At 44.0% G+C, this 23,694-nt stretch carries 20 protein-coding genes; 11 read left to right on the top strand and 9 right to left on the bottom strand.

Annotation, left to right across the window (positions count from 1 at the left end; genetic code table 11):
* Positions 1-109 precede the first annotated feature (109 nt).
* The 4 genes from CS948_RS21350 to folE all read right to left on the bottom strand — a co-directional run bounded on the left by CS948_RS21350 (position 110) and on the right by folE (position 4,944).
* A complete protein-coding gene (locus CS948_RS21350) occupies positions 110-1,141 on the bottom strand; it encodes a LacI family DNA-binding transcriptional regulator (RefSeq protein WP_099294415.1) in 1,032 nt (343 codons plus the stop codon).
* An 18-nt stretch (positions 1,142-1,159) separates the two neighbouring features.
* Positions 1,160-3,220: an HD family phosphohydrolase gene (locus CS948_RS21345; protein WP_255302104.1), complete on the bottom strand. Its 2,061-nt coding sequence runs from the start codon at positions 3,218-3,220 to the stop codon at positions 1,160-1,162.
* 203 nt (positions 3,221-3,423) lie between these two features.
* A complete protein-coding gene (gene fabD / locus CS948_RS21340; RefSeq protein WP_099294411.1) occupies positions 3,424-4,299 on the bottom strand; it encodes an ACP S-malonyltransferase in 876 nt (291 codons plus the stop codon).
* 18 nt (positions 4,300-4,317) lie between these two features.
* Complete coding sequence (folE, locus tag CS948_RS21335; RefSeq protein WP_099294409.1) at positions 4,318-4,944, bottom strand: GTP cyclohydrolase I FolE; 627 nt, start codon at positions 4,942-4,944, stop codon at positions 4,318-4,320.
* Between the two features lie 492 nt (positions 4,945-5,436).
* Between folE and CS948_RS21330 the strand changes: the two genes are divergently transcribed.
* The 4 genes from CS948_RS21330 (at position 5,437) to CS948_RS21315 (ending at position 10,995) form a co-directional block, all read left to right on the top strand.
* Positions 5,437-5,904, top strand: a complete 468-nt coding sequence (locus CS948_RS21330) for an NfeD family protein (RefSeq protein WP_099294407.1) — start codon at positions 5,437-5,439, stop codon at positions 5,902-5,904.
* A gap of 3 nt (positions 5,905-5,907) precedes the next feature.
* Positions 5,908-6,897 carry a flotillin-like protein FloA gene (gene floA, locus CS948_RS21325; protein ID WP_099294405.1) on the top strand — a complete coding sequence of 330 codons (990 nt, stop codon included), beginning with the start codon at positions 5,908-5,910 and terminating at the stop codon, positions 6,895-6,897.
* A gap of 214 nt (positions 6,898-7,111) precedes the next feature.
* Complete coding sequence (locus CS948_RS21320) at positions 7,112-7,528, top strand: hypothetical protein (protein ID WP_099294403.1); 417 nt, start codon at positions 7,112-7,114, stop codon at positions 7,526-7,528.
* A gap of 137 nt (positions 7,529-7,665) precedes the next feature.
* Positions 7,666-10,995, top strand: a complete 3,330-nt coding sequence (locus CS948_RS21315; RefSeq protein WP_099294401.1) for a hypothetical protein — start codon at positions 7,666-7,668, stop codon at positions 10,993-10,995.
* A gap of 114 nt (positions 10,996-11,109) precedes the next feature.
* Here CS948_RS21315 and lysA read toward each other — a convergent pair whose 3' ends face one another.
* From lysA to CS948_RS21295, 4 genes are all read right to left on the bottom strand, one after another.
* Complete coding sequence (lysA, locus tag CS948_RS21310) at positions 11,110-12,255, bottom strand: diaminopimelate decarboxylase (protein ID WP_099294399.1); 1,146 nt, start codon at positions 12,253-12,255, stop codon at positions 11,110-11,112.
* 117 nt (positions 12,256-12,372) lie between these two features.
* Positions 12,373-13,686, bottom strand: coding sequence for an aspartate kinase (locus CS948_RS21305; protein ID WP_099294397.1), 1,314 nt, complete (start codon positions 13,684-13,686; stop codon positions 12,373-12,375).
* Positions 13,687-13,990: 304 nt separating this feature from the next.
* On the bottom strand, positions 13,991-14,842 hold the full coding sequence (prmA, locus tag CS948_RS21300; RefSeq protein WP_099294395.1) for a 50S ribosomal protein L11 methyltransferase: 852 nt from the start codon (positions 14,840-14,842) through the stop codon (positions 13,991-13,993).
* A 196-nt stretch (positions 14,843-15,038) separates the two neighbouring features.
* Positions 15,039-16,400, bottom strand: a complete 1,362-nt coding sequence (locus CS948_RS21295) for a TrpB-like pyridoxal phosphate-dependent enzyme (protein WP_099294393.1) — start codon at positions 16,398-16,400, stop codon at positions 15,039-15,041.
* 618 nt (positions 16,401-17,018) lie between these two features.
* Here CS948_RS21295 and CS948_RS21290 point away from each other — a divergent pair.
* Positions 17,019-17,231, top strand: coding sequence for a hypothetical protein (locus CS948_RS21290; RefSeq protein ID WP_141561006.1), 213 nt, complete (start codon positions 17,019-17,021; stop codon positions 17,229-17,231).
* A gap of 186 nt (positions 17,232-17,417) precedes the next feature.
* Here CS948_RS21290 and CS948_RS21285 read toward each other — a convergent pair whose 3' ends face one another.
* On the bottom strand, positions 17,418-18,608 hold the full coding sequence (locus CS948_RS21285; RefSeq protein WP_099294389.1) for a 6-phosphofructokinase: 1,191 nt from the start codon (positions 18,606-18,608) through the stop codon (positions 17,418-17,420).
* Between the two features lie 130 nt (positions 18,609-18,738).
* Here CS948_RS21285 and CS948_RS21280 point away from each other — a divergent pair, with 130 nt between their 5' ends.
* From CS948_RS21280 to CS948_RS21255, 6 genes are all read left to right on the top strand, one after another.
* Positions 18,739-19,869: a glycosyltransferase gene (locus tag CS948_RS21280; RefSeq protein WP_099294387.1), complete on the top strand. Its 1,131-nt coding sequence runs from the start codon at positions 18,739-18,741 to the stop codon at positions 19,867-19,869.
* Positions 19,860-20,480 (top strand): RNA polymerase sigma factor, encoded by a 621-nt coding sequence (locus CS948_RS21275; RefSeq protein WP_099294385.1) that lies wholly within the window; start codon positions 19,860-19,862, stop codon positions 20,478-20,480. Before CS948_RS21280 ends, CS948_RS21275 begins: the two co-directional genes overlap by 10 nt.
* The gene (locus tag CS948_RS21270) at positions 20,467-21,141 is read left to right on the top strand and encodes a hypothetical protein (protein WP_099294383.1); all 675 of its coding nucleotides are present in this window, start codon (positions 20,467-20,469) and stop codon (positions 21,139-21,141) included. The genes CS948_RS21275 and CS948_RS21270 overlap by 14 nt, the downstream gene beginning before the upstream one ends.
* Before the next feature lie 90 nt (positions 21,142-21,231).
* Positions 21,232-21,825: an OmpH family outer membrane protein gene (locus CS948_RS21265; RefSeq protein WP_099294381.1), complete on the top strand. Its 594-nt coding sequence runs from the start codon at positions 21,232-21,234 to the stop codon at positions 21,823-21,825.
* A gap of 64 nt (positions 21,826-21,889) precedes the next feature.
* Positions 21,890-22,270, top strand: coding sequence for an SRPBCC domain-containing protein (locus tag CS948_RS21260; protein WP_099294379.1), 381 nt, complete (start codon positions 21,890-21,892; stop codon positions 22,268-22,270).
* Between the two features lie 90 nt (positions 22,271-22,360).
* Positions 22,361-23,608, top strand: a complete 1,248-nt coding sequence (locus CS948_RS21255; RefSeq protein WP_099294378.1) for a YeiH family protein — start codon at positions 22,361-22,363, stop codon at positions 23,606-23,608.
* Positions 23,609-23,694: the final 86 nt, after the last annotated feature.

Below are 23,694 nucleotides of genomic sequence, written 5' to 3'. Positions count from 1 at the left end.
AAAAATAGTCATTCAAATTGATGATTTACGGCTTTAATAATCTTTAACCGAGTAATTAACAAGGTTTTAATCAATAGTGTTAAGTTTTTACATTTCTAGCGACAATCGTTTACTTGTGTTTATCGGATGATTCACGCACGATTAACTCGCAATTGACGATCTCTTTTCTTATCCTCGCGTGCCTGCTGTTTATGATTTGTTCGAACAATAATTCAGCCGCGGTTTTTCCTATTTTTTCCGGGAATTGATTTATCGAACTAACCGTGGGATTCATGTACCGGGAGCGTTTCGTGTTGGAGAACCCTACCACGGCAATGTCCTGCGGGATATTGAGTTTTTTCTCTTTTATCGCCTCAATCGCACCGATAGCCAGATCATCCGTGATACCGAATATGGCATCCGGTCTTTCCCGCGTTTCGAGTAATTGTAGCGTGGCCTGCTTGCCGGATTCAACGGTTAAGTCCGAACAGTAACGGATATAATTTTCCTTTATAGGTATATGATTTGCTTCCAGCGCTTTCCGGTAACCTTCCATGCGTTTGCCGCCGATGGCTATTTGTTCCGGTCCGGTTAATATGGCGATCTTTTTGCATCCGACCGACACGAGATGTTGTATCGCTTGGAAGGCAGCGGTAACACCGTCAGTCACGACTCTCGATACTCCTTCCACGGAACCCGTTGTGCGGTCGAATAATACCACGGGGATTCCGGATTCTTGGATTTGTTTCACGTGGTCAAATTCTTTTGTCTCGTGCGATAGAGCCATGATGATTCCGTCCGCCCGGTTTGCCAATAGGACGTCCACGCTTTTTTTCTCTTTCTCGAAGTTTTCGTTTGAGGAGATAACCAACACGTTGTACCCGTGACCGTCAGCTACTTCCTCGATTGTTTTTACCACGGTAGCGTAAAACGTGCTCACGATCTGGGGTACGATAACCCCGATCGAGTGGCTCTTGTGCGTTTTCAGCGCGACGGCAAGGGGATTGGGCTTGTACCCGAGTTGCTTGGCCAAGTCTTGCACTTTTTTGCGGGTTTTAGCGCTGATTTCATGATTGTCTTTCAAAGCACGGGAAACCGTTGATACCGATATTTTCAGTTTCTCCGCGATGTCCTTGATTGTTACAGGCTTCTGTGTTGTCATATATTTAATATGTTTGGGTCACGACTTTTTTTCTAATTTCGGGTAGGCTATACGGGCGTGATACACGTTGATCAACATTTCCGTGAATACTCGCTTCACGGTGGAGATGTCCCTGAATGTCAAGTCCGCGTTGGCGAATCTTCCTTCTTGAAGCATACCGTCTATAATATTATTTACAAGATTTGTCAAGTTTTCCTCATCCTTTACTTCCAGAGCTCGGGAAGCGGCTTCCACGGCATCCGCCATCATGACCACCGCACATTCTTTTTTCACAGGATCGGGACCGGGATAGGTAAATAGCGCTTCGTCTATTTCTTTATCCGGGTATTTGTTCTTGAACGAGTAATAAAAATATTTCACCTTACTTTTGCCGTGGTGTGTGCGGATAAAGTTCTTGATGGCTTCCGGTAGTTTGTACTTGTTCGCCAGTTCAAGTCCTTGCGTGACGTGTGCGATGATAAGTTGGGCGCTCTCGTCAAAATCCAGGTTACTGTGCGGGTTCAACCCACCGGTCTGGTTCTCGATGAACATGATCGGATTGTAGGATTTACCGATGTCGTGGTATAATGCCCCGGTACGTGCCAGCAGGGGACTGCCGCCGATATGGTAAATCGCCTCTTCCGCGAGGTTGGCAACCATGAGGGAATGTTGAAAGGTTCCCGGTGCTTTCTTCGTGAGGTTACGCAATGCCGGGTGGTTCGGGTTCGAGAATTCCAGTAGACTGATTTCCGAGGTGTACCCGAAAAGTTTTTCCACGAGGTAGAGTGCCGGGTAAATCAAACTTAGTAATACCGTGTTGATAAGCAACAGAAGGATGGCAAACAAGTGTTTGGGGGCAAATGAACCTTCCTGTATAAGCGTGAAAGCCCCGTAAACAAGCACGTAAGTCAAGAATATCAAAGCCAGTGCGATGAATAATTGTGATCTGCGCTGCAAATGGGAGAGGCTGAACATGGCCACGATTCCCGCCGCTATCTGCATGAAGAAATACATGTAGTTGTTCGGGGCGTAGTACGAGATCAGCATGGTCGTGCCCAACAGCAGGTAAAGTGCCGGACGCGTGCCGAACAGTATGTTCACGATGAGCGGGAAGAACAGCACGGGTATCGCGAGAATATTTATATTCTGGAAATAACTGATACTGCCCACGGCAATGGTCAGCAGGAACATGCTATACAGGAAAAAGAAGTCTTTCGTGTTGTAGAAGAGCCTTTTTCTTGATATGTAAAGAAACATGGAAAAGCTGAGTATGGCAATCAGTGTCAGGATGGTTTGGGCGGCAGTGATTCTGATTCGGTCTACCGTCGAACCTAGACTTTGCTCGTGTTCTATACGGAAAGATTCCAGTACCTTGTATGTTTCGGGGGTGACCAGATCATTTCGGGAGATGATAATATCCCCTTTGTTTATCATGCCTTGTGTCGGTGTGATATTTTTCATGCTGGTTTCTACCGCCAGTCCTGTTTTGGTAAGGTCGTATTCCAGATTCGGGTTAATGTAGTTGTTCAAGCCCATGCTGAGGATCTTTTCCTCGGTTGTTTTCGCGAGATGCAGACTTTGTACGTATTCTACCAGTGTTTCGTATGCTTGTTTCAGCGTGTAGACATTGGAGAATTTTTCCTCTTGGGCAATACCGTCCTTAACGACCAGAATGTTTTTGATTTTGTCTGTATTGAACTTTTCCGGCATTAAAAGTATTCCGCGAGAGTATATCTCTCGTAACTTTGTCACGATCTTGTTGATGTCGTTCCCGTTGAACAAAGTTTTGTACTCTCCTAATTTTTCGGCGAATTTGTTGATCTGTACATCCGAACTTGCTTCCGTGTAATTGAAAATGGGAGGCTGTTCTTCCCGGATCTTTTCAATTTCGGCTGTAATTTCCTCGGAACTTTTGTGCAAGGGGAAATCAATCGGGGCGATTAACGTTTCGTATTTCCACGGCATTCCTTTCTGGTAAGAGTATTTGAATCCCTCTATCTTGGGGAGTAGCAAAACGATTATACCGCAGATAATAATGATCGTACTGATTTTGAACACGTGTTGAATCGTACGATGTTTTCTATTTTTATTACTTAGCATATTCGACTTTATAGAATTATCTTTGTTCAAAGATATAATAAAATTTTAAAGCCTCCTACGGGGAGGCTTTAAAATTGTTGCAAGTTACAAGTTGAGCCTTCGGCTCTGCAAGTTGCAAGTTTTTGAAAGAGTCCTTTTTAACCTGTAACTTGCAGAGCCAAAGGCTCAACCTGCAACCTGTAACGTTTGCCGTCGGCAAACACCTATTGCATTCCCGCGGTTTCCACTTCGGTGCTAACTTTCTTGATCAAGCCTTGGAGAACTGATCCGGGACCGATTTCAAGGAATGAGGAAGCTCCGTCAGTCAGCATATTTTGCACGGTTTGAGTCCAACGCACGGATGCTGTCAATTGGTCTATCAAGTTTTGTTTGATTTTTTCCGGATCCGACACGGGTTTTGCATTTACGTTCTGGTAAACCGGGCAGATCGGTTTGGAGAAGTGCGTGTTTTTAATCGCGTCCGCCAATTCTTGACGGGCAGGCTCCATCAATGGGGAGTGGAATGCGCCGCCTACTTTCAACGGGAGAGCCCGTTTTGCTCCTGCCGCTTTCAATTTCTCGCAAGCCGCGGTGACGCCTTCTATGGTTCCGGAGATCACGATTTGTCCCGGGCTGTTGTAATTGGCGGGTACCACCACGTCATCAATTTCCTCTAGTGCTTTTTCCACGGTTTCATCCGGCAAACCTAGGATTGCCGCCATTGTTGACGGGCGTGCCTCGCATGCCTTTTGCATGGCAAGTGCCCGGGCGTGTACCAGACGTAATCCGTCTTCAAACGAGAGGGCGCCGTTAGCCACAAGCGCGGAAAATTCTCCCAGCGAGTGACCTGCAACCATGTCCGGTTTCTCGGTCAACGATTTGGCCAGTATCACGGAGTGAAGGAATATTGCCGGCTGGGTTACTTTGGTTTGTTTCAGGTCTTCATCAGTTCCGTTGAACATCAGATCCGTGATGCGGAATCCCAGTATTTCGTTCGCTTTCTCGAATAATTCTTTCGCCTCGGGAGAGTTTTCATACAAGTCTTTACCCATTCCCACGAATTGAGCGCCTTGGCCCGGAAAAACAAATGCTTTTTTCATACTCGTTTTGTTTATTTCCTAATGAAATTTGTTACTAATTAATCGGATAAACTCCTCCCGCGTGGCAAGTTTCTCGAACGCGCCGCTAAAGTCGGAGGTTGTTGTTACCGAGTTTTGTTTTTGTACACCCCGCATCATCATACACATGTGCTGCGCCTCGATCACCACGGCAACGCCCAAGGGATTGAGGGTATTTTGAATACAATTTTTTATGTCGTTCGTCAGTCTTTCCTGTACCTGTAATCTTCTGGAGAAGGCTTCCACTACACGTGCTATTTTACTTAGTCCCGTGATGTACCCGTTCGGGATATATGCCACGTGCGCCCGCCCGATGAAGGGCAGCATGTGATGTTCGCAAAGGGAATATATCTCGATGTCTTTCACGATCACCATTTGGCGGTAGTCTTCTTTGAAGAGGGCGGAACGCAGGATTTCTTCCGGGTTTTCATGATATCCCCTTGTCATGAATTGCATGGCTTTCGCTACACGGTACGGGGTTTTTATCAATCCTTCCCTGTCGGCATCCTCACCCAGCAGTTTCAGTATTTCTTTATAATGGTAACTTAATTGTTCCGTTTTTGTTTTATTGTAATATTCTACCTTGCGGTAAAATTCTTCTTCGTCATCCAATTCCGTGTATTTCATTCAAACTCTCTTTTAGGTGCTTGATTCATCACTTGTGTCAGTGATGGAAAATTCGATGCAAAGTAAAATATAATAATCGAGAATTGAAAATCGAGGATGAAAAATGACAAGAAATGGGGAGGGAATGCTGTGCCGCTGCGAGAGGGATACGTAGCCGTAGCACGAGGGTTGACCTCTCGCGATGCATGAAGTTTGGGAGAGATTTGGTAGGGAAAGGTAACGGGAAGCGTGTTTTGCGCACACGTTAAAAAAGCATATTTCTTATTAAAACGTAGGCTATGAGTGGGCGAAGTGCAGGCGAATAGTAGGCGATGTCGCCTATTACCCACTCAAAACTCGCCTAAAACCCGTTTATCGGTATAGTTTATTCCTTGTTTTGGGATAGGGTAAGTGGGGGTATTCGTGTATTTACTTGAAGTCAATATAAAAATGAAGTAGATTTTTGTCATATATTAAAAATAAACTATCTTTAGCAGATTAAAAACATTGAATATGGAGTGGTTTGTGTTATTCATGCTCGTCGCGATAGGCTTTGTCCTGTTGATTCTTGAATTTCTAGTATTTCCGGGGGTGAATGTTGCCGGGATTCTTGGTTTTGCTTGTGTTGCCGGGGCTATTTGGCTGGCTTATTCTACCATGGGTACTACCGTGGGGCATTTCACGTTACTCGGGACGGCTGTTTGCGGGTTCGGGGTGACGTGGTACGCGCTTCGGGCGAAGACATGGCGGCGAATGCAATTGAACACGCAGATTGACAGTACAGTGGAAGGTGTCGATGAAACGATACGGGAAGGGGATGTCGGGATTACCCAAGGGCGTTTGGCTCCCATGGGCAAAGTGCGGGTTGGTGACAGCGTGGTAGAAGCGGAATCCCGTTCGGGATTTGTAGATGAAAACCGGGATGTTGTGGTATTGAAGGTGTATAAAAATAAGATAATTGTTAAACTAAAAACAGAATAAAGGATGGATAATAGCAGTTTGTTTTTTCTGGTAGCGGTCATCGCGGGTGGATTGTTCTTGCTTTGGATGATTCTCTACTTCATTCCGATCGGGTTGTGGTTTCAGGCGTTGGTGTCCGATGTAAAGGTGTCATTGTTGCAACTGGTGTTGATGCGTTGGAGAAAAGTGCCGCCTACTATCATCGTGCGTGCCATGATCGAGGGCAAGAAAGCCGGATTGGAACTTTACCGCGATCTTCTGGAAGCACATTATCTGGCAGGTGGGCACGTGGCTCAAGTGGTACACGCTTTGGTGTCGGCGTCCAAGGCGAATATCGATTTGACATTCCAGATTGCCACGGCGGTAGATTTGGCAGGGCGTGACGTGTTCGAGGCCGTTCAGATGAGTGTAAACCCGAAGGTGATTAATACTCCTCCCGTTGCCGCGGTGGCAAAGGATGGTATCCAGTTGATCGCCAAAGCGAGAGTTACCGTGCGGGCTAATATCCGTCAATTGGTCGGTGGTGCCGGGGAAGAAACTATTCTGGCACGTGTCGGCGAGGGTATCGTGTCGTCTATCGGTTCTGCCGGTTCGCACAAGGAAGTATTGGAGAACCCGGATTCTATATCGAAAGTGGTGTTGAGCAAGGGATTGGATTCCGGTACCGCTTTTGAAATCTTGTCTATTGATATCGCCGATATCGACATCGGTAAGAATATCGGTGCCGAGTTGCAGACAGACCAAGCAGAGGCAGATTTGAAGATTGCCCAAGCGAAGGCAGAGGAACGTCGCGCCATGGCAGTTGCCACCGAACACGAGATGAAGGCTCTGGCACAAGAGATGCGCGCCCGGGTGATCGAGGCGGAAGCCGAAGTGCCGCGCGCTATGGCAGAAGCTTTCCGTAACGGTAATCTCGGTATCATGGATTACTATAAAATGAAGAATATCGAGGCGGACACGAGTATGCGGGAGTCGATCGCTAAGCCGAACGATAAGAAGAATACGCAGAAATAGACGGAATAATCTGGAAAGTTTCTACGTGATTATGAATGCACAATCAAATTCAGGTTGTGCATTTTTTTATGAGTTTCATTAACAATCACATTTAACAATGTCGTTTCAAAAATGGTCTCTGCGACAATTATTAAATAAATTTTTAGTAAAAACGCCATGATTAGCAATTTAATTTCTTATATTTGTAAATATACTAACTTAAATATTTCAAATTATGAAAAGATTATTATTATTAATGTTGGCGTTTGTGTTCCTTACGGGATTTTATAGCGAAGAAGTAAAAGCACCAAGCATTCAAAAAAATGCAAAAGAGGTAGAAATTATTCCTTTTGCACCTAGGATGTATGATTATTCTCATTCGGGTAAGGTTACAGGTAAAGTTGGTCAAAATATAAGATTTGGTGTTAAATATTCGGGGTATCCAATGCCCACTTGTGAGGTTTATAAGGATGGTATACAAATTGTAAATTCTTTGATATATCGTATCAGGCATACGGGCGCTTTTGGTGCAGGCGAAGTGGTTGTTGAAATAGAGGAAGTAGAATTAGAGGATTCAGGTAAATATACTATAGTTTTGACAAATCCCCTTGGGAGTGTATCGGTGACCTACGTGGTGGAAATAACCGAATAGTATGATATTCTATGAGGTTAGTTCTGCTCTCAACGAGAGTATTCGAAGAGGGTTGTTTTAGTACTATATTTGAGGCAATCCTTTTTGATGTTTAAAACTGTTTTTTGCCATTTTTAGATTGGGGTAAATTAGATATAATGGATAAGAACAATATTGTTATTGAGGCTCTGTATGAGTTTAAACGTGTGCGAAGGAGTATTTTGTTCCAAGTGTTTGTCGTTTTGGCAATCGTAGGACTTGTTGTTTATCAGTATACTTTTTTGTCAAGAGAAGGTGGTACGGTCTCGATAAATAATTTGTTCCAGTTTTATATGGATTGGACTTCACAGGCTCTATCTTCATCCATTGCTTTTAAAAGTGCCTATTATTTTAATATTATTCAGTTACTTCTGATAGCGTGTTTTGCTGCTGGTGATTCGGTGGTGCTTGAAGAGGGAGCGAAGAGCGCGTTGTCCGCTCGCCCACAAGGGAATAGCGAAATAGTGTTCGGGAATTTTTTGGGAAAGTTGTTGACGGTAACGATATTGAATTGGATTTCTTTTGCAACGTCAATCCTTATAAATTTAGTCTTGTATTCCAATTCTTTCGATTTGTCCAATTATTTTTTTTATTGGCTCACGCTAACACTTCCCGTATCGGTTTATTTTCTTGGGATTTCTTGTTTCGTGATGCGGCTTGTTCGTAATCGGGGTATAATTATTCTTGTATTGCTCTTGTTTTTCGGTGGTGTGACTTTCTTTGGAGCCGGTTTTTGGAATGGTGCATTCGATCCTTGCGCCCGATATATACCAAATATGTTTTCGGATTTCACGGGACACGTGAATCTCGGGAACTATTTGTTACAAAGGGGAAGTGTTTTTTTGATTGGCGCAGGGTTCTTGGTTTTATCGATTATTCCTTATGCGAGAATCCCGAATCATGCGCTTGTGTTTCGTAAGTGTCTTGGTATTGCCTGCGTTTTATTCGTGTTTGCCGGAGGATTGGTGTTCGTTTATCATCTTCGACACGTGACGGTCAGTGATTGTCGGGAAACTTATAAGCGGGTGTACGATGATTATGACCAATATCCCGGAGCAAAGATTATCCGGCAAGATTTGCACCTGAAGGAGCTAGAGAATGGCGGTATTTCGGTGAATAGCCGGATGAAGATCATGAACGGCTCTTCAGACAGTATACCCTTGATCATGTACTTGAACCCGGGCTTAAAAATTACTTCATTTGAAGTCAACGGGGAATCGGTTGTTTTTCGGAGAGAGCACCAGATACTCGTGTCAAATAAAGAGTTGTTCCCCTCGGAAACTTATGATGTTTCGATTCATTACGAGGGGAATATTGAAAACGAGATATGTTTCCTGGATGTAGCTCCCGAAGAATATAATTCACCCGGCGTGAACGCTCTTGGTATATATTATTTTGGAAACACGCCGGCTTTTTGCGGGAAAGAGTACAAGTTGCTCACGCCGGAGTGTATATGGTATCCCGTGTGCGTGCCGCCGTATCATTTATCCGGCAGCAGAAATATAAGCTTTACCCGATACTCGTTAAAGGTTGAACATGATCCTCGGTTAACGGCAATTTCGCAAGGAAATATTATCGAGAAGGGCGAGGGAGAAGCATTATTCCGGTTCGGGCATGATGTTCCGGGTGTTAGCTTGTGTATAGGGAATTATGAAGAACATGAGATTATGGTGGATTCCACTCGCGTGACCTTGTACTTTCTTCCTGATCACGACTATCTTTTGGATGGGTACAATGTACCGAAAGATACTCTGGCGAAGAGATTGTTAACAATAAAAAAGGAATTAGAGCATGAATGTATAGCATATCCCGAGAATTTAACAAAAGAAGAATGGGCAGTTGTGAATGAAATGGATGATGGCACGCGGGAGTATTCGGAAATACTCGATATAGTCTACGCTAGAAGGCCTTTTGATCCCAGGCAACACTATCCATATCGTTGGCTCGTTCTTGTGGAGGTTCCTTGTAATTTTAGTTGTTTTCCAAGTTTGACGCAGTTGACAGGAGAGCGAGAGCAGGGAGGAATGGTGTTTATGCCGGAAAAATTGTATACCATAAAAGGTTATCGGCATAAGAGTTCCAACGATCGGGGTGAAGAGGAGGATTTGATGATTCGTCTGAGAGGGGATATTCACATGATATTAGGAGAAGGGAATTGTAATATACGACCTGCACTTATAGGAAGAACGACTTCCATTTTTTCTAGTGAATGTCCAATTATGAATGATATTTTTGCCTACATGGCACGTGATGGTTTTAATACATTTTATCATGGGGCAGTGGATTATCCGATAGTGGAATACTTGAACGGGAATAGTTTAAGAACCGCGTTAACTGACAGGTCATTATCGCCGGATGAGTTTAAAAATATTATGCGCAAAAAAAGCGAAGAGTTATACATGTATATCATGTTACATGTAAATGAGATACAGTATCGCCGGTTTTATCACGAATTTTTGGGGGATCATCTTTTTAAAGAGACTACTCTTGAAGAATTTTGTCAACAATTCTATAAGTCTTTTGGTGTTAGGTTGGATTCACTGGTGGAGAGTTGGTACAATACCGATAAATTGCCTTTGTTTGAGATTCGAGACGTGCGGGCAGTAGAATTAAAGAAAACATCGTATCTGCCGGATATGTTGTATAGCTTTAAGGTTTTTAATAGAGGTGATGTGCCGGGGGTTATTGTGACAAGTGATTATCAAGGATGGGTTATTCCTCCTCACGAGGGACGGGAGATCAAGGCTCGTAATCGTAAGGATGCCTATCATAATTATTATGCTCCTTTTTATGTGGGGATGCCTCTGGCTCAAAATCTTCCCGCGATGTTATCATTAGAGTTGGAGAGTTTGAATGATGTGTCAATGGATACTGTAGCAGGTGTTTTCAGAATAGATTCGTCTGCCTTTTTCCCGAGTAAGAATGAGATTGTTATTGATAATGAAGATGCTGGCTTCAGAGTAGTGCAAGCAAAGGGATTTAATATTTTATCTTTATTTCGGGGAGATGAAGAAAACCGTAAAAAATATTACAAACGATTTTCACAACGTGAGAAATGGTTGCCTTCTATGAATGAACATTTTTATGGTAATCCAATACGAAGTGCATACGGTAAAAGAGCCGGTTCCGGAGAACAAAAAGTGGAGTGGAGTACCGTGTTACCTCAGGAAGGTAAATATGAAGTGTTTTTTTATCACACGAAGCCTAATGATATAAGGAAAGATCCGAAACAAGAATTCCATTATGTCCTTTCCGACGAGAAAGGCGAGCATGAAGTTGTTGCTTTTGTAAACGCGGATGAGGTGGGTTGGATATCTTTAGGGGTATTTGATTTTACTAAAAAGGTGAAAGTGACCCTAAGTGACAAGGATAGAAAGAATGATAAAGGTGCATATAAATACCCACAAGAGATCGTTGCTGATGCCGTGAAATGGGTTAGTCAGGATTGAATGTATTGAATTTGTCGAAATCGGGTATGTGATATTTTTCTAGTGGCAGTAACTACCGAGAAATTCTCGGTAGTTTAATTTGTGTCTTTTCAACAATATCCTTTTTTGCTTGGTTTATTCCGGAAAGAAAGAGCCGGGTAAATCCCGTAAGTTGTACCGGGAGGCCATGACTTCGCCGTAGGCTCCGCAGGAGCGGATGGCGATGAGATCGCCTCGTCGGGTGGCGGGGAGTTCCCGGTCTTTGCCGAAGCAGTCGGAGGATTCGCATATCGGGCCCACGATATCGTATTTTTCGTACGGTTGTATGGAGGTGAGGTTTTCGATGCGGTGGAATGCTTGGTAAAGGGCGGGACGCAGGAGGTCGTTCATTCCGGCGTCGAGTATCACGAATTTTTTGTGCTTGCCTTCTTTCACGTAGAGTACGCGGGAAACGAGTGAGCCGCATTGTCCCACGAGAGAGCGTCCCAACTCGAAATGCAGTTGCTGTCCGGGTTGGGCTTCGAAGAAATCGGCGAATGTCTGGAAATAAGAAGCGAAGTCCGGGATTAACCCGCAGGAGGGGCAGTCGTAATTGATACCCAAGCCGCCTCCGAAATTGACGTGGGGGAGGATAATACCCTGTTCTTTCAGACGAGCCTGTATTTCGTTTACCCGCAGGCAAAGTCCTCGGAACACGGTGAGGTCGGTGATTTGGGAACCGATGTGGAAATGTAACCCGATAAGACGGATGTTTTCCAATTCCCGGCAGACGGCGATGGCGTGCTCCAAGTCATAAAGGTAGAAGCCGAATTTGTTTTCTTCTATTCCCGTGGTGATGTAATGGTGCGTGTGGGCGTCCACGTTCGGGTTGACGCGAAGGGCGATAGATGCTTTTTTGCCGAGTTCCCCGGCGAGCGTGTTGATTACCTCTATTTCCGGCAGTGATTCGCAGTTAAAGCAGAATATGTCTTTTTCCAGTGCGAGTCGGATTTCATCATCACTTTTGCCTACCCCGGCATACACGATCCGGTCGGGATGGAAGCCGTATTCAACGGCTCGGGCAACTTCGTTGCCGCTGACACAATCGGCTCCTATTCCATAATCTTGGATGATTTCAAGTATTCTAGGGTTGGCATTGGCTTTCACGGCATAGTGTAAATGGAAACCGTGGCGGTTGGCCTCTTGTGTCGCGGATTGGAGGGTTGCCCGCAAAAGTGCGGTGTCGTAATAATAGAATGGTGTTTTTAAAGATTGAAATGTTTTGACGGTTTCTATATTCATTTTCAATTAGGTTTATAAGGTTTGTAAAGTTTATAAGGTTTATAAGGTTTATAAGGTTTATTTTGTTGTCATATATTATACTTTATGAACCTTACGAACTTTATAAACTTTATGAACTCAATTAAATAATCTCTCGCTAAGGTCTTGTAAGGCACGTTGTTTGTCTTCCTGTTTAACGAGCAGGGAGATGCTGTGTTCGCTTGCCCCGTAGGAGATCATGTGTAACGGGATGTCTTGCAGAGCGGTGAGGGCTTGGGCGGCGAGGCCGTTGTTGTTGATGGAGCAGTCACCGACGATGCAGATGATGGACAGGTTTTCTTCTACCTCGATTGTCCCGTATTTGGTCAAATCTTTTTTGATATCTTCCAGATGGCAGGTGTTATCGATGGTTAGCGAGATGGCTACTTCGGAGGTAGCTATCATGTCAATCGGTGTTTTCCATGACTCGAATATCTCGAATACTTTGCGAACGAAGCCGTATGCCAGAAGCATGTTGCTGGATTTTACCTTGATAGCGGTAATCCCGTCTTTGGCGGCGACAGCCTTGAAGTTTCGTACCGGACTTTCTTTGGTGATCAGGGTTCCCTCGTCACCGGGGTTCATTGTGTTTTTCATGCGGACGGGGATGTTTGCCCTTTTTGCCGGTTGTATACTTGACGGGTGCAGGATTTTTGCCCCGAAGTACGCCAATTCCGCCGCTTCGTCGAAAGAGAGGCTCCGGAGTGGTTGGGTGTTTTTCACGTAACGGGGATCGTTGTTGTGTACACCGTCGATGTCTGTCCATATCTGTATCTCACTGGCATTGACGGCAGCCCCGATCAAGGCGGCGGAGTAGTCACTGCCTCCTCTTTTTAAATTATCGATTTCCCCGTAGGCGTTGCGACAGATGAATCCTTGGGTGATGATGATGCGTTCGGTGGTCGGGTTGGAAAGCAGGCGCTTCAAGTTTTGTTCGATGTAGAAATAATCCGGCTCGCAATCCTTGTCGATACGCATGAAGTCGAGGGCGGAGAGTAATGTCGAGGGGATGCCTTGTTCTTGCAGATAGTAGTGCATGAGGGTGGTGGAGATGATTTCTCCCTGTGCCACGACGGCTTTCTCTTGCAGGGGATAAAAGTCTTTATTAATAAAGGAACGGAGATAGGTGAAGATGGTTTGCACGAATTCCTGTCCCTTGTGCTTGTAATCCTCCGTGTCGTAGAGTTCGCTAATGGTCATCAGGTAATCGAGTTCCAGATTCTGTATCGCCGTCAGGGCTTCCTGACGATCGTTCCGGTAGAGGTTGTTCGTGATGTCAACCAGCGTGTTGGTGGTTCCCGACATGGCGGAGAGTACCACGATTTTGGGTTGCTCGTCCGAGATGAGTTGTGCCACTTCTTTGATTTGCGGAGCGCTACCGACAGAGGTGCCTCCAAATTTCAGTACATTCATAATGTTTTATTTTTGTTTTATCCGTTCATTTTTTCGCATGAAAAAAGCCCGTGTAATCACACAGGCTTCTTCGTCAGTTTTTTTCACAACAGTACGTTAGCCTGCAAAGAGCCTTTGCATGCACATCATCATATGTTTATATTTGTTTGTATTTTGAGTCATCATACTACTTTTGTGTTTTCACGATGCAAATATTGCATATAGAATTTGAAAAAACAAGACCTTGTTAAAATATTAACGATTGGGGAAACGGCATCCATTTTTTTAACGCCGTATCCTCAAGTGGTTTTGCCACGTTGCAGAGTTACAGGTTATGGAAGATAACAGCCGTCCAGTTGTCTTTTATCTTGTGGGATTGATATTTGAGTCCCAGACTTTCAGCTTTGTCCCGGATCATGGGGATATCTTCCGTGTAGAATCCGCTCATGATGAGGTAACCGTTCGGGTTCAATACATTCACGTAGGCGTGCATGTCGTTGAGCAGGATGTTGCGGTTGATGTTGGCAAGGATGATGTCGTAACGTTCTTTGCCGTCCAATAGAGCGGCGTCACCGATCAGTACACGGATGTTTTGCACGTTGTTGGTGGCGATGTTCTCCATGGCATTGTTATAAGCCCACTCGTCGATGTCGATTCCGGTGAGGGTGGTCGCCCCGGCTTGTGCTGCCATAATAGATAGGATTCCCGTGCCGCACCCCATGTCGAGTACTTTTTTCCCCTTGAATTCGGGTTTCATGTCAAGTATGTTTTCCAGCATCAGAGCCGTGGTGGCGTGGTGTCCGGTACCGAAACTCATTTTCGGGTCGATGATGATTTCGTGTTCGATGTTATCAATCGAGGGGTGGAAACCCGCCCGCACCAGAATACGATCTTGAACGAGTATGGGGGTGAAGTTTTCTTCCCATATTTTGTTCCAGTCTTGGTTCTCGATTTCGGCTTTCTCCCATGTAATGGTGTACAGAGAGCGGAAGAAAGAGAGGATTTCCATTTCTTCAACTTGTTCCGGCTTGAAATCTTTTGATGGGATGTAGGCTTTGAAACCGTCGTCCGTGTACGAGAAACTGTCGTAACCGAGGTTGCCTAATTCGGCGATGAGTGCATCGGCAATGTCCTCCACGTGGGGAGTGATATGGAAAGTAAGTTCTGTATAAAACATGCTATCTGATTTTTTTGCAAATGTAGCAAAAATAGTCAAAAGTCCGTAAGGTCCATAAAGTCTATAAGGTCTGCAAAGTCATGGTGCCCTCCGGACGATTTCACCGACAGCTCTGCTATCGTGAACAAAACGTCCCGTGGGGGCAATGGACTTTTGACCTTATGGACCTTATAGGCTTTACGGACTTATTTGCTCTTCACATGAGTTTCTCCAGTTTATTCAACGATTGAGCGATCTCCTGATCTGAAAGTTCGAAATTTTGCAAGTTACCTCCAAGGTATTGCTCGTAAGCGAATAAATCGATCATTCCGTGTCCGGATAGGTTGAAAAGGATTGTTTTAGCTTTCCCTTCTTCCTTGGCGATTTTTGCTTCGCGAATAGCTTGGGCGATGGCATGGGTGGATTCCGGTGCGGGAATGATGCCTTCGGTTTTAGCGAACAGGATTCCTGCCTCGAATGTTTCCAGTTGGGGTATCGCGACGGCTTCCATGAGTTGATCTTTCAATAATTGACTGACCAGAACTCCTGCGCCGTGATAACGCAGGCCACCCGCGTGAATACTTGCCGGTTGGAAGTCGTGTCCCAGCGTGTACATGGGGAGTAATGGCGTGAGACCGACGGTGTCGCCGAAGTCATACTGGAATTTTCCGCGAGTGAGTTTCGGGCAGGATTGAGGTTCCACGGCGATAACCCGGGTGTGTTTACCTTCTTTCAAGTTGCGACGGATAAAGGGGAAACTGATTCCGGCGAAGTTAGAACCGCCGCCAAAGCAACCGATCACGATATCCGGTTCATCTCCCGCTTTCTCCATTTGTAACAGTGCTTCCTCTCCGATGATTGTCTGGTGTAACAACACGTGGTTCAACACGCTTCCGAGGGAGTAATTCGTCAGCGGGTCTTGCGCGGCTAATTCAACGGCTTCGGAAATGGCTATTCCCAAGCTGCCGGGGGAATCGGGAAATTCACTCAATATCTTTCTTCCGGCTGCCGTCAGTTCGCTCGGGGAGGGGATCACGTCGGAACCCCACGTGTTCATCATGAGTTTGCGGTAGGGTTTCTGGTTGTAGCTGACCTTGACCATGAAGACTTTCAGGTCCAGACCGAAATGCTGGCAGGCAAAACTGAGTGCCGTACCCCATTGTCCGCCACCGGTTTCCGTGGTGATTCGTTTGATTCCCTGTTTATAATTGTAATAGGCTTGAGCGATTGCCGTGTTCGGTTTGTGTGAACCGGCAGGACTCGTTCCCTCGTTTTTGAAATAGATTTTTGCCGGGGTGTCGAGAGCTTTTTCCAACGCGTAAGCCCGCACGAGAGGGGTTGATCTCCAGATTTTGTACAAGTCTTGTACTTCGTCGGGGATCTCGATATACCGTTCCGTGGAAAATTCTTGTTTTGCCAGTTCTTCGGCAAACAGCGGGTAAAGGTCTTCTGGCTTCAACGGTTGTTTCGTGCCCGGGTGAAGCGGGGGGAGAGGCTTGTTCGGCATGTCGGCCGCGATGTTATACCATGTTGTCGGCATTTCTTGCTCCGTGAGCAGGATTTTCTTGATCTGTTTCATGTTTTCTGATTTTAATAGTGAATAAAAAAGAAGAGAGCCTATTGCTAGTAAACAATAGGCTCTCTCTATATCTTCAATTATGCAATACAATCACATAACCTCATTGTTTACTATGAAGTTTAAAGAGGTGCCACCACCAAGTAAGGGCTATGTGTTGATTGTATATCATAATCTTTCTTTCTCTTTGTTCGGTGCAAAACTAGGCATTGATTTTCTTTTTTCCAAATTCAAAGTAAAAAATAATGTTGTCAGGTATTAATTCTTTCACGAAAATAACGCTTCACTATTGCCGTTTATGGAATTAATTGCTTACATTTGCAGCATCCCACTCGAATTAAGATAAATGAACGTGTATTGCACAGAAGAGATTGCCTCCGGTGTGCTATGCACGTTTTATTAAATTCGGAGTGGGATCTTAGTTTAATAAGAAGCCGGAGGCATTTCTTTTGTTAGTTTAAACGATGCAAGTAAGATATTGTTATGTTTTCCGTAACAATTTTTGAAAATTCTAAATTTGTCAAGGTGGGGCCGTGATGGTTACCCACCTTATTTTTGTAACATATTGTCAATTATGCTCGTAGTATTTATTATTGTATTCTAGCTAAACTAAAATTAATTATGATGAGAACTTTTGGAAGAATTGGATGGATTTGCATGGTGACTATTGTTGCCGGATTGGCATTGGCTTCTTGCGGGAATAGCCAGAAGAGTAAGGTACAATCGGGTAATCAAGCCCAGCAACCGACGGGCACTGTCATCGAGGAGTCGGAGGTAGTCGTGGAGGTGGATAGTATTGCACCTGATTCTACCGCGGTGAAAGTGAAAAAGTAAAGGAGGGGGGCGAAACACCCCCTCTCGTCCATAAGGTCTGAAAGTCCATAATGTCGTAAGGTCAAATGTATCGAAAGAATTGATTTATATCATTATGTTATAAATCATGGACTTTACAGACTTTAGGAGCCGAAGGCTCGACTTTATGGACATTACAGACTGGAAGTGTGTCAAAACACACCTCCTTTATAGTATCATTTGTGGCATAAATTCGAAACTGTTGTATTTGGGACGTAGTCTGTCCGTGTTGTAGAATTTCTGGACATCCACGAGTTTCTTGCTGCTGGTCACGATTTCGATGGGAGCGTTGTCATAGCGTCCGTTACGCAGGATAACCAGTCGCCCGTGCAATCCTTTATTTATCAAGTCAAGTGCAAGGTTACCGTATGCCATGGGAACGATGGAATCAAGTGCGTCCGGATCTCCGCAGCGTACAAGATAACCCAGTTTTTGGGTTATCGTGTTGATCACTTGCCCGTGATTGAATTGCGGGGTAAGTTCCTTGAGTTGTTCGGAAATCATGTTCCCGATGCCTCCCAGCTTCTTGTGCCCGAACATGTCTGTTTCTTCGCTTTGGAATATCATGTTCCCGCCGCAGAAAGTTGCCCCTTCCGACACGAGGACTACCGAGTATTTGCTTGGGTTCGTGAAACGGTCTTCACAAAGTAATTCGGTTAGGCGCTCGATATTGAATTCGTATTCCGGGATCACGCAACGATTGGCCGCACCTGCCAGCGTGGGTAGCATGGCGGTGAAACCGGCATAACGCCCGAATACTTCCAGCACGAGAATACGTTCGTGTGATCCGGCAGAAGTGCGCAAGTCATGCGTGAGTGAAATCGTTCTGGTGATGCAAGTGCTGAAACCGATGCAATAATCGGTTCCCGGTACGTCATTGTCCATTGTCTTGGGAATGGCGACCACCTTGACACTTTCTTTGCTCAGACGGACGGCGTAACTCAGTGTGTCGTCACCCCCGATCGGTATCAGGTAATCTATCCCCATAAATTCGAGATTTTTCAGAACCTCCGGGGTTAAATCATTGATATCGTCCGAGTATTGTTCTTGCAGGTGTTTCGGCACGTTAGCCCTCGGAACGTGTGAAGCCCGCGTGCGTGACGTGTGAAGAAATGTACCTCCCGTGCGCCCTGCTTTGTTCACGATTTCTTCGGTTAACTCGAAGAAATTGTTGGAGTTATCGTATTCCGGGTCCCGCACGATGTCTATCAGACCACCCCAACCTCGTCGTATTCCGATTACTTTATATCCTTCGCGCAAGGCTCTGATGGTTACCGCCCGTATAGCGGGGTTCAAGCCGGGAACATCGCCTCCTCCGGTGAGTATTCCTATGATTCCTCTTGTTTTTTGTAGTACCATAATTGTAGTAGCTTTATGTTAGTAAAATCGAACTAATATACATGAATTAATTTAATTAATACGTTAATTTCCTTATTAAAGTCAGTATATTTGTCCGTTTTTTATCGAGAAAACATATATTATTTGAAAAATGGAGAGTTTGCTTGTTTTTTGGGAAGAGTCGGGTATATTGAAGTACGGGGCAATCGCATTGCTCGTGTTGTTATGTATATATATGTACTTGATTATTCGACGGGTGATAATTGTGTCCCGGAAGGATAAACCGTTTGGTAAGCCGGAAGGGGAGGGGGTATCCGTTATTATTACCGCTCATAATAACGCGGAGGCTTTAAGGAAAAATTTGCCTAGTTTCTTGATGCAAGCCTATGGTAAATACGAGGTTATTGTGGTGGATGAATGTTCGGAGGATGACACGCAGGATGTGTTGGCGGAGATTCAGAAAGATTATCCGGAGTTGCGGTGTACGCGTATTTTTCCCGACACGAAATTTCGTTTCACGAAAAAATTAGCCATAAATATAGGTGTACTCGCGGCAAAATATGATATTCTGTTGTTCTCCGAGATACACTGTCGCCCTGCCACGATGCATTGGGTGGAGACTATGCAATCTTATTTTGATGAAAACACGGCGGTAGTTGTCGGTTACGCAAATTACGCCCCGGGTGAGCATAATATCACTACATGGCGGGCTTTCCGCTTTCTCCGTTTTTTAGAAATGTTAGTCTTGGTAAAAAATAAAAAATATATTTTCGGTGATGGATGTAACATGGCTTACCGAAAATCGTATTACATTAAAAACCGCGGATTCGCGAAGAACTCACAATCGTATTTGGGATATGATAATGATATGGTTAATGAATTATCGAAGTTCGGAACGGTTAGAACAATAAAGTGTCCGGATACGTACGTGATAATTGATAAAAGTGACAAAAAAGGAGAGGTAAACGAAATATCGTATTATTATGCTAGTAAGATGAGATTGACAATGACGGAGAGATTAGGAATAGATAAAGGTATGATAGTGCGTTTAATTTTTTACACGCTCTCTATTTGTTTGATTTTCACGGGCGTGTATCCGGTATATTTGTTCGCGATAATGATTATGGCATTTTTAACAGATTTTGTTTTGCTAAATATTTGCGCTATTTGTCTGAAACAAAAAAAATTATTCCTAACTTCGTTTATTATTAGTACCGTCGGTTTTGTTTATCGATGGTACTGGAATGGATATTCATTTTTTAACAAAAAGAAATGGAGCTAAATAACAACTTGTCAGAGAAAGCTCTCTACGATTACAAAGTCGTGAAAAGAGCAATAACGGGAGATGAAAAAGCCTATGCCGAATTATTTAAGCGGTATAAGGACTCAGTGTACTTTATGATACTGAAGATGGTGAATAACAGAACGGATGCGGAGGACTTGATGTTCGAGGCATTCGAGAAGGCTTTTGCGAGTTTGAATTACTATTCGCCTCAGTTTGCATTCAGTACTTGGTTGTTTAAAATCGCTTCTAATAACACGATTGATTTTATTCGGAAGAAGAAAGCGAAAATTGTTTCCTTGGATAAGGATGATATTAATCCTGACGATCGCGGGTATATTAATAGTGTGCCGGCTGACGTACTGACCCCGGAAGAGGAAACGATACGCAAGCAACGGGCTGAGTTCATGCGGGAAAAAGTCGCTATGCTGAAAGGCCGTTACCGTCAATTGATAGAATTACGTTATTTTGAGGAGTATTCTTACGAAGAAATTGCACAGGAACTGGCAATCCCGCTAGGGACCGTGAAAGCTCAATTATTTCGGGCTAGGGAGTTGTTGCTGAATATTTTGCAGAACACGGAAATAGCCAGAGAAAATGAGAGGGCATAGCCTTTTTATCCTTCTGATTTTTTTATGCCTTGGTTTACGGGGGCAAGACACGAATGACCGGGATATATTTGTTACGGGGGTGATTTGTGACCGAGATAGCGTACAGCCTCTACCTGATGCGATTTATCGTTTTGGGCAGGTGGTTCGGGGCGTGGATAACCAAGGACGATTTTTCGTGCATGTAAAGGTCGGCGACACGTTGTATTTTTCGCACGTTGGTTTTGAACCCGTGCGAATTGTTGTTTCCGATACTTTGAAAAAGGATGATTATCTTTTAGGCATTTTTATGGTACGGGATACGATTCAATTGGCTGAAGTCGTTGTGTTGCCCCGTTTCTTCATGGAAGATTTCAAAATGAATTCCGATCTGATCACTGCCCATAATAATATGAAAGGTGCTGTTAACGCGGCATCCCGCCCCGTGAAAGAGATGGATCGGGAGATGAACCAGAAGATGGTTATCTCCGATTTAGCCCGAAAAGTGGAGATGAAAGGTATGGTTGATGTTAAGCTGGGGATAGGAACGCAGTCTTACACGGCGTTGAAAGGTTTAATGCGGTCACGGCGTATGGCGGATAAAGGGAAAGTGATAAGAGCACAGGAAATAGACTTGTTAAAGAAAATTTTTTATATAGAAAAAAGAGAAAAAACGGATAACTAAAGGAAGAAAGATTATCTTTGTATTTGAAACAAGCCACGTGTGGGCAGAGTTTCCAGTGAAGCAATTTATTAATATCAAAGTTACGTTTTTATGAAGAATTTGTCGATAGGATTAAATGTGTTATTGTTGATTGCCGTAATTGTTTTATACATATTACATTTCTCCGGGAGTAGTAAGAGTACGAGCAGTCAAGACGGGGTTGCAACTGTAAATGCGGATGCAAAAATAGTCTACATTAACATGGATACATTGCTTAATAAGTATACTCAATCAAGGGAGTTAAATGAGGCATTTTTGAAAAAGCTCGAAGCAAATCGCACGGAATTGAACGTGAAAGCAAAAAATCTTGATCGCGAAATTGCCGAGTTTCAACATAAAGCAGAGAATGGTGGATTCCTTACTCGCGAAAGAGCCGAACAGGCTCAAACGGAGTTGTTGATTAAACAGCAGAATCTGCAAAAACTGCAACAGGAAATGAGCGAGAACGCTCAACGGGAACAAATGGAAATCAATCGTAAGTTGTACGATGCCATTACAAATTTCTTGACGGATTATAATAAATCAAGAGGCTATCAGTTGATATTAAGTACTACTTTAGGCGGAAACGTGTTGTTTGCCCAAGATGGTTTTAATATTACCAACGAGGTGGTAAACTTGTTGAATGCCCAATATCAAAAGAAATAAGCGTTTAATAATATACGGGGGAAGGCTGAGAAATCAGCCTTTTCTTTTATCTAATAGAAAGAAAATGAATTTTGAATATACGGTTGATATTGCGGCAGACTCGGAAGAGGTGTTCACTGCGTTGACAAATCCTTTCCAGATAGAGATATGGAGTGGTTATCCTGCCGAGATGAAAGCGGAAGAAGGATTTGTGTTTTCCTTGTGGGAAGGTGATATATGCGGGGTAAATCTGGAAGTGAAACCGAATCGTCTGCTTGTACAAGAGTGGTTCTTCGGTGATACGGCAGAACGTTCCATTGTGACGTTGAAACTGAAGAAAGTCGGAGAACAGACTCAGGTAGAACTGGAACACACGAATATTCCTGATGACGTGTTCGAGGAAATCGTGGAGGGATGGAAAGAGTATTACTTGGGCTCTATAAAAGGTATGTTGGAAATGTACTAATCGTAAATCAGTAAAAATACGGATTATACATCCGAATCCGGATAGTAATTTTGTCTTGTAAATTATTCACTAACTAATAGATTATTTTGCATGAGCAAGTTAAAGATTTCGGAAGATTGGACTTCTACTATCGTCGGGTGGTTTATCATCCTTTTGATTGTATTTCAATTGAAACCGCATTGGCCTTCGTTCAGTTGGCCTGATGCCGATGCATTAATGAATAAGGTATTTACTCTGGATAATGTGGGGCATGCTTTGATTGTATTCTGCTTCATGTTTTTCATGGCGTTGCTGGCAGGAATGTTGGCAGGGAAAAAGTTTAAGATGATCGCGGCCAGTTTTCCCGTGGTATTCTTTCTGACTCTTCTGGCTATGGTTGTCGGGGGAAATAAGTTTCTGAAAGATTGGGGTTTCGAAACCGTGATATTCAGTCTTTTGATCGGGCTTTTTATTAGTAACGTGTTTTCTATTCCCAAGTGGTTGAAGGAATCACTTTCTTCAGAATTGTTCGTGAAAATCGGGTTGGTATTGTTGGGAACTTCCGTACTTTTCGGTGATTTGTTGAAAGCCGGTTCGTTAGGTTTGATACAGTCTTGCGTGGTTGTTTTCACCGTTTGGAACTTCTGTTTCTGGTTGTGTCGAAAGATGAAGATTGATAAAGAGATGTCATTGATGCTTTCCAGTGCCGTTTCTATTTGTGGTGTTTCGGCGGCTGTCGCGACAGCCGGTGCGATTAAAGGAGATAAGAAGAAATTGTCTTACGTGGTATCTCTGGTATTGGTGGTGGCTGTCCCGATGATTTTAATTATGCCGGGACTGGCGAAGCTGATGGGGTTGCCGGAAGATATGGCAGGTGCTTGGATCGGGGGGACAATCGACACGACAGGAGCCGTGGCAGCGACGGGAGCCATATACGGGGAGGTGGCGTTACAAACGAGTACTATCGTGAAGTTCTCGCAAAATGTGCTTTTGGGTGTTGCCGCTTTTCTGATTAGTATATATTGGTCGTACTCGAAGAAAGAGGTGGCGGAAGAGAAACCTACATTAAAGGTTATCTGGCTGCGGTTTCCCAAATTTGTATTGGGATTTGTTGCTGCTTCCGTTGTCTTTTCGTTCTTCGTGGCCCCGGAAATCGTGTCTGAAGCAAAGCCTATATTAAAAAATATTCAGGGAATGTGGTTTGCTCTTGCTTTCATGTCTATCGGTCTGGAAACCGATTTCAAGAGTCTGATCACGTCAGAAAATCGTCGTTCTACTTATGCTTTCTTGGGAGCGCAAGCCTTTAACGTGGTGTTCACGTTGTTAGTGGCTTGGATACTTTTCGGACTAATAGCATAGTTCGTAAAGTTCATAAGGTTTGTAAAGTTTATAAAGTTGAAGAGCAAAAACTTTATGAACTTTATGAACCTTATGAACTTTATAAA

The sequence above is a fragment of the Butyricimonas sp. Marseille-P3923 genome (genome assembly GCF_900184685.1).
Taxonomy (GTDB): Bacteria; Bacteroidota; Bacteroidia; order Bacteroidales; family Marinifilaceae; genus Butyricimonas; species Butyricimonas muris.
The sequence above is the reverse complement of the archived record's forward strand: the minus strand, read 5'-3'. Positions and strand labels throughout refer to the sequence as shown.

Bases quoted from the DNA above. Each gene is read 5' to 3' on its own strand.
- floA (WP_099294405.1), top strand. From the start codon at position 5,908: ATGGATAATAGCAGTTTGTTTTTTCTGGTAGCGGTCATCGCGGGTGGA.
- CS948_RS21320 (WP_099294403.1), top strand. From the start codon at position 7,112: ATGAAAAGATTATTATTATTAATGTTGGCGTTTGTGTTCCTTACGGGA.
- CS948_RS21270 (WP_099294383.1), top strand. From the start codon at position 20,467: ATGAGAGGGCATAGCCTTTTTATCCTTCTGATTTTTTTATGCCTTGGT.
- CS948_RS21275 (WP_099294385.1), top strand. From the start codon at position 19,860: ATGGAGCTAAATAACAACTTGTCAGAGAAAGCTCTCTACGATTACAAA.
- CS948_RS21295 (WP_099294393.1), bottom strand. From the start codon at position 16,400: ATGAAACAGATCAAGAAAATCCTGCTCACGGAGCAAGAAATGCCGACA.
- CS948_RS21260 (WP_099294379.1), top strand. From the start codon at position 21,890: ATGAATTTTGAATATACGGTTGATATTGCGGCAGACTCGGAAGAGGTG.
- CS948_RS21280 (WP_099294387.1), top strand. From the start codon at position 18,739: ATGGAGAGTTTGCTTGTTTTTTGGGAAGAGTCGGGTATATTGAAGTAC.
- CS948_RS21265 (WP_099294381.1), top strand. From the start codon at position 21,232: ATGAAGAATTTGTCGATAGGATTAAATGTGTTATTGTTGATTGCCGTA.
- CS948_RS21305 (WP_099294397.1), bottom strand. From the start codon at position 13,686: ATGAATGTACTGAAATTTGGAGGCACCTCTGTCGGTAGCGCTCCGCAA.
- fabD (WP_099294411.1), bottom strand. From the start codon at position 4,299: ATGAAAAAAGCATTTGTTTTTCCGGGCCAAGGCGCTCAATTCGTGGGA.
- CS948_RS21255 (WP_099294378.1), top strand. From the start codon at position 22,361: ATGAGCAAGTTAAAGATTTCGGAAGATTGGACTTCTACTATCGTCGGG.
- CS948_RS21290 (WP_141561006.1), top strand. From the start codon at position 17,019: ATGATGAGAACTTTTGGAAGAATTGGATGGATTTGCATGGTGACTATT.
- prmA (WP_099294395.1), bottom strand. From the start codon at position 14,842: ATGTTTTATACAGAACTTACTTTCCATATCACTCCCCACGTGGAGGAC.
- CS948_RS21315 (WP_099294401.1), top strand. From the start codon at position 7,666: ATGGATAAGAACAATATTGTTATTGAGGCTCTGTATGAGTTTAAACGT.
- CS948_RS21350 (WP_099294415.1), bottom strand. From the start codon at position 1,141: ATGACAACACAGAAGCCTGTAACAATCAAGGACATCGCGGAGAAACTG.
- CS948_RS21285 (WP_099294389.1), bottom strand. From the start codon at position 18,608: ATGGTACTACAAAAAACAAGAGGAATCATAGGAATACTCACCGGAGGA.
- CS948_RS21345 (WP_255302104.1), bottom strand. From the start codon at position 3,220: ATGCTAAGTAATAAAAATAGAAAACATCGTACGATTCAACACGTGTTC.
- lysA (WP_099294399.1), bottom strand. From the start codon at position 12,255: ATGAATATAGAAACCGTCAAAACATTTCAATCTTTAAAAACACCATTC.
- folE (WP_099294409.1), bottom strand. From the start codon at position 4,944: ATGAAATACACGGAATTGGATGACGAAGAAGAATTTTACCGCAAGGTA.
- CS948_RS21330 (WP_099294407.1), top strand. From the start codon at position 5,437: ATGGAGTGGTTTGTGTTATTCATGCTCGTCGCGATAGGCTTTGTCCTG.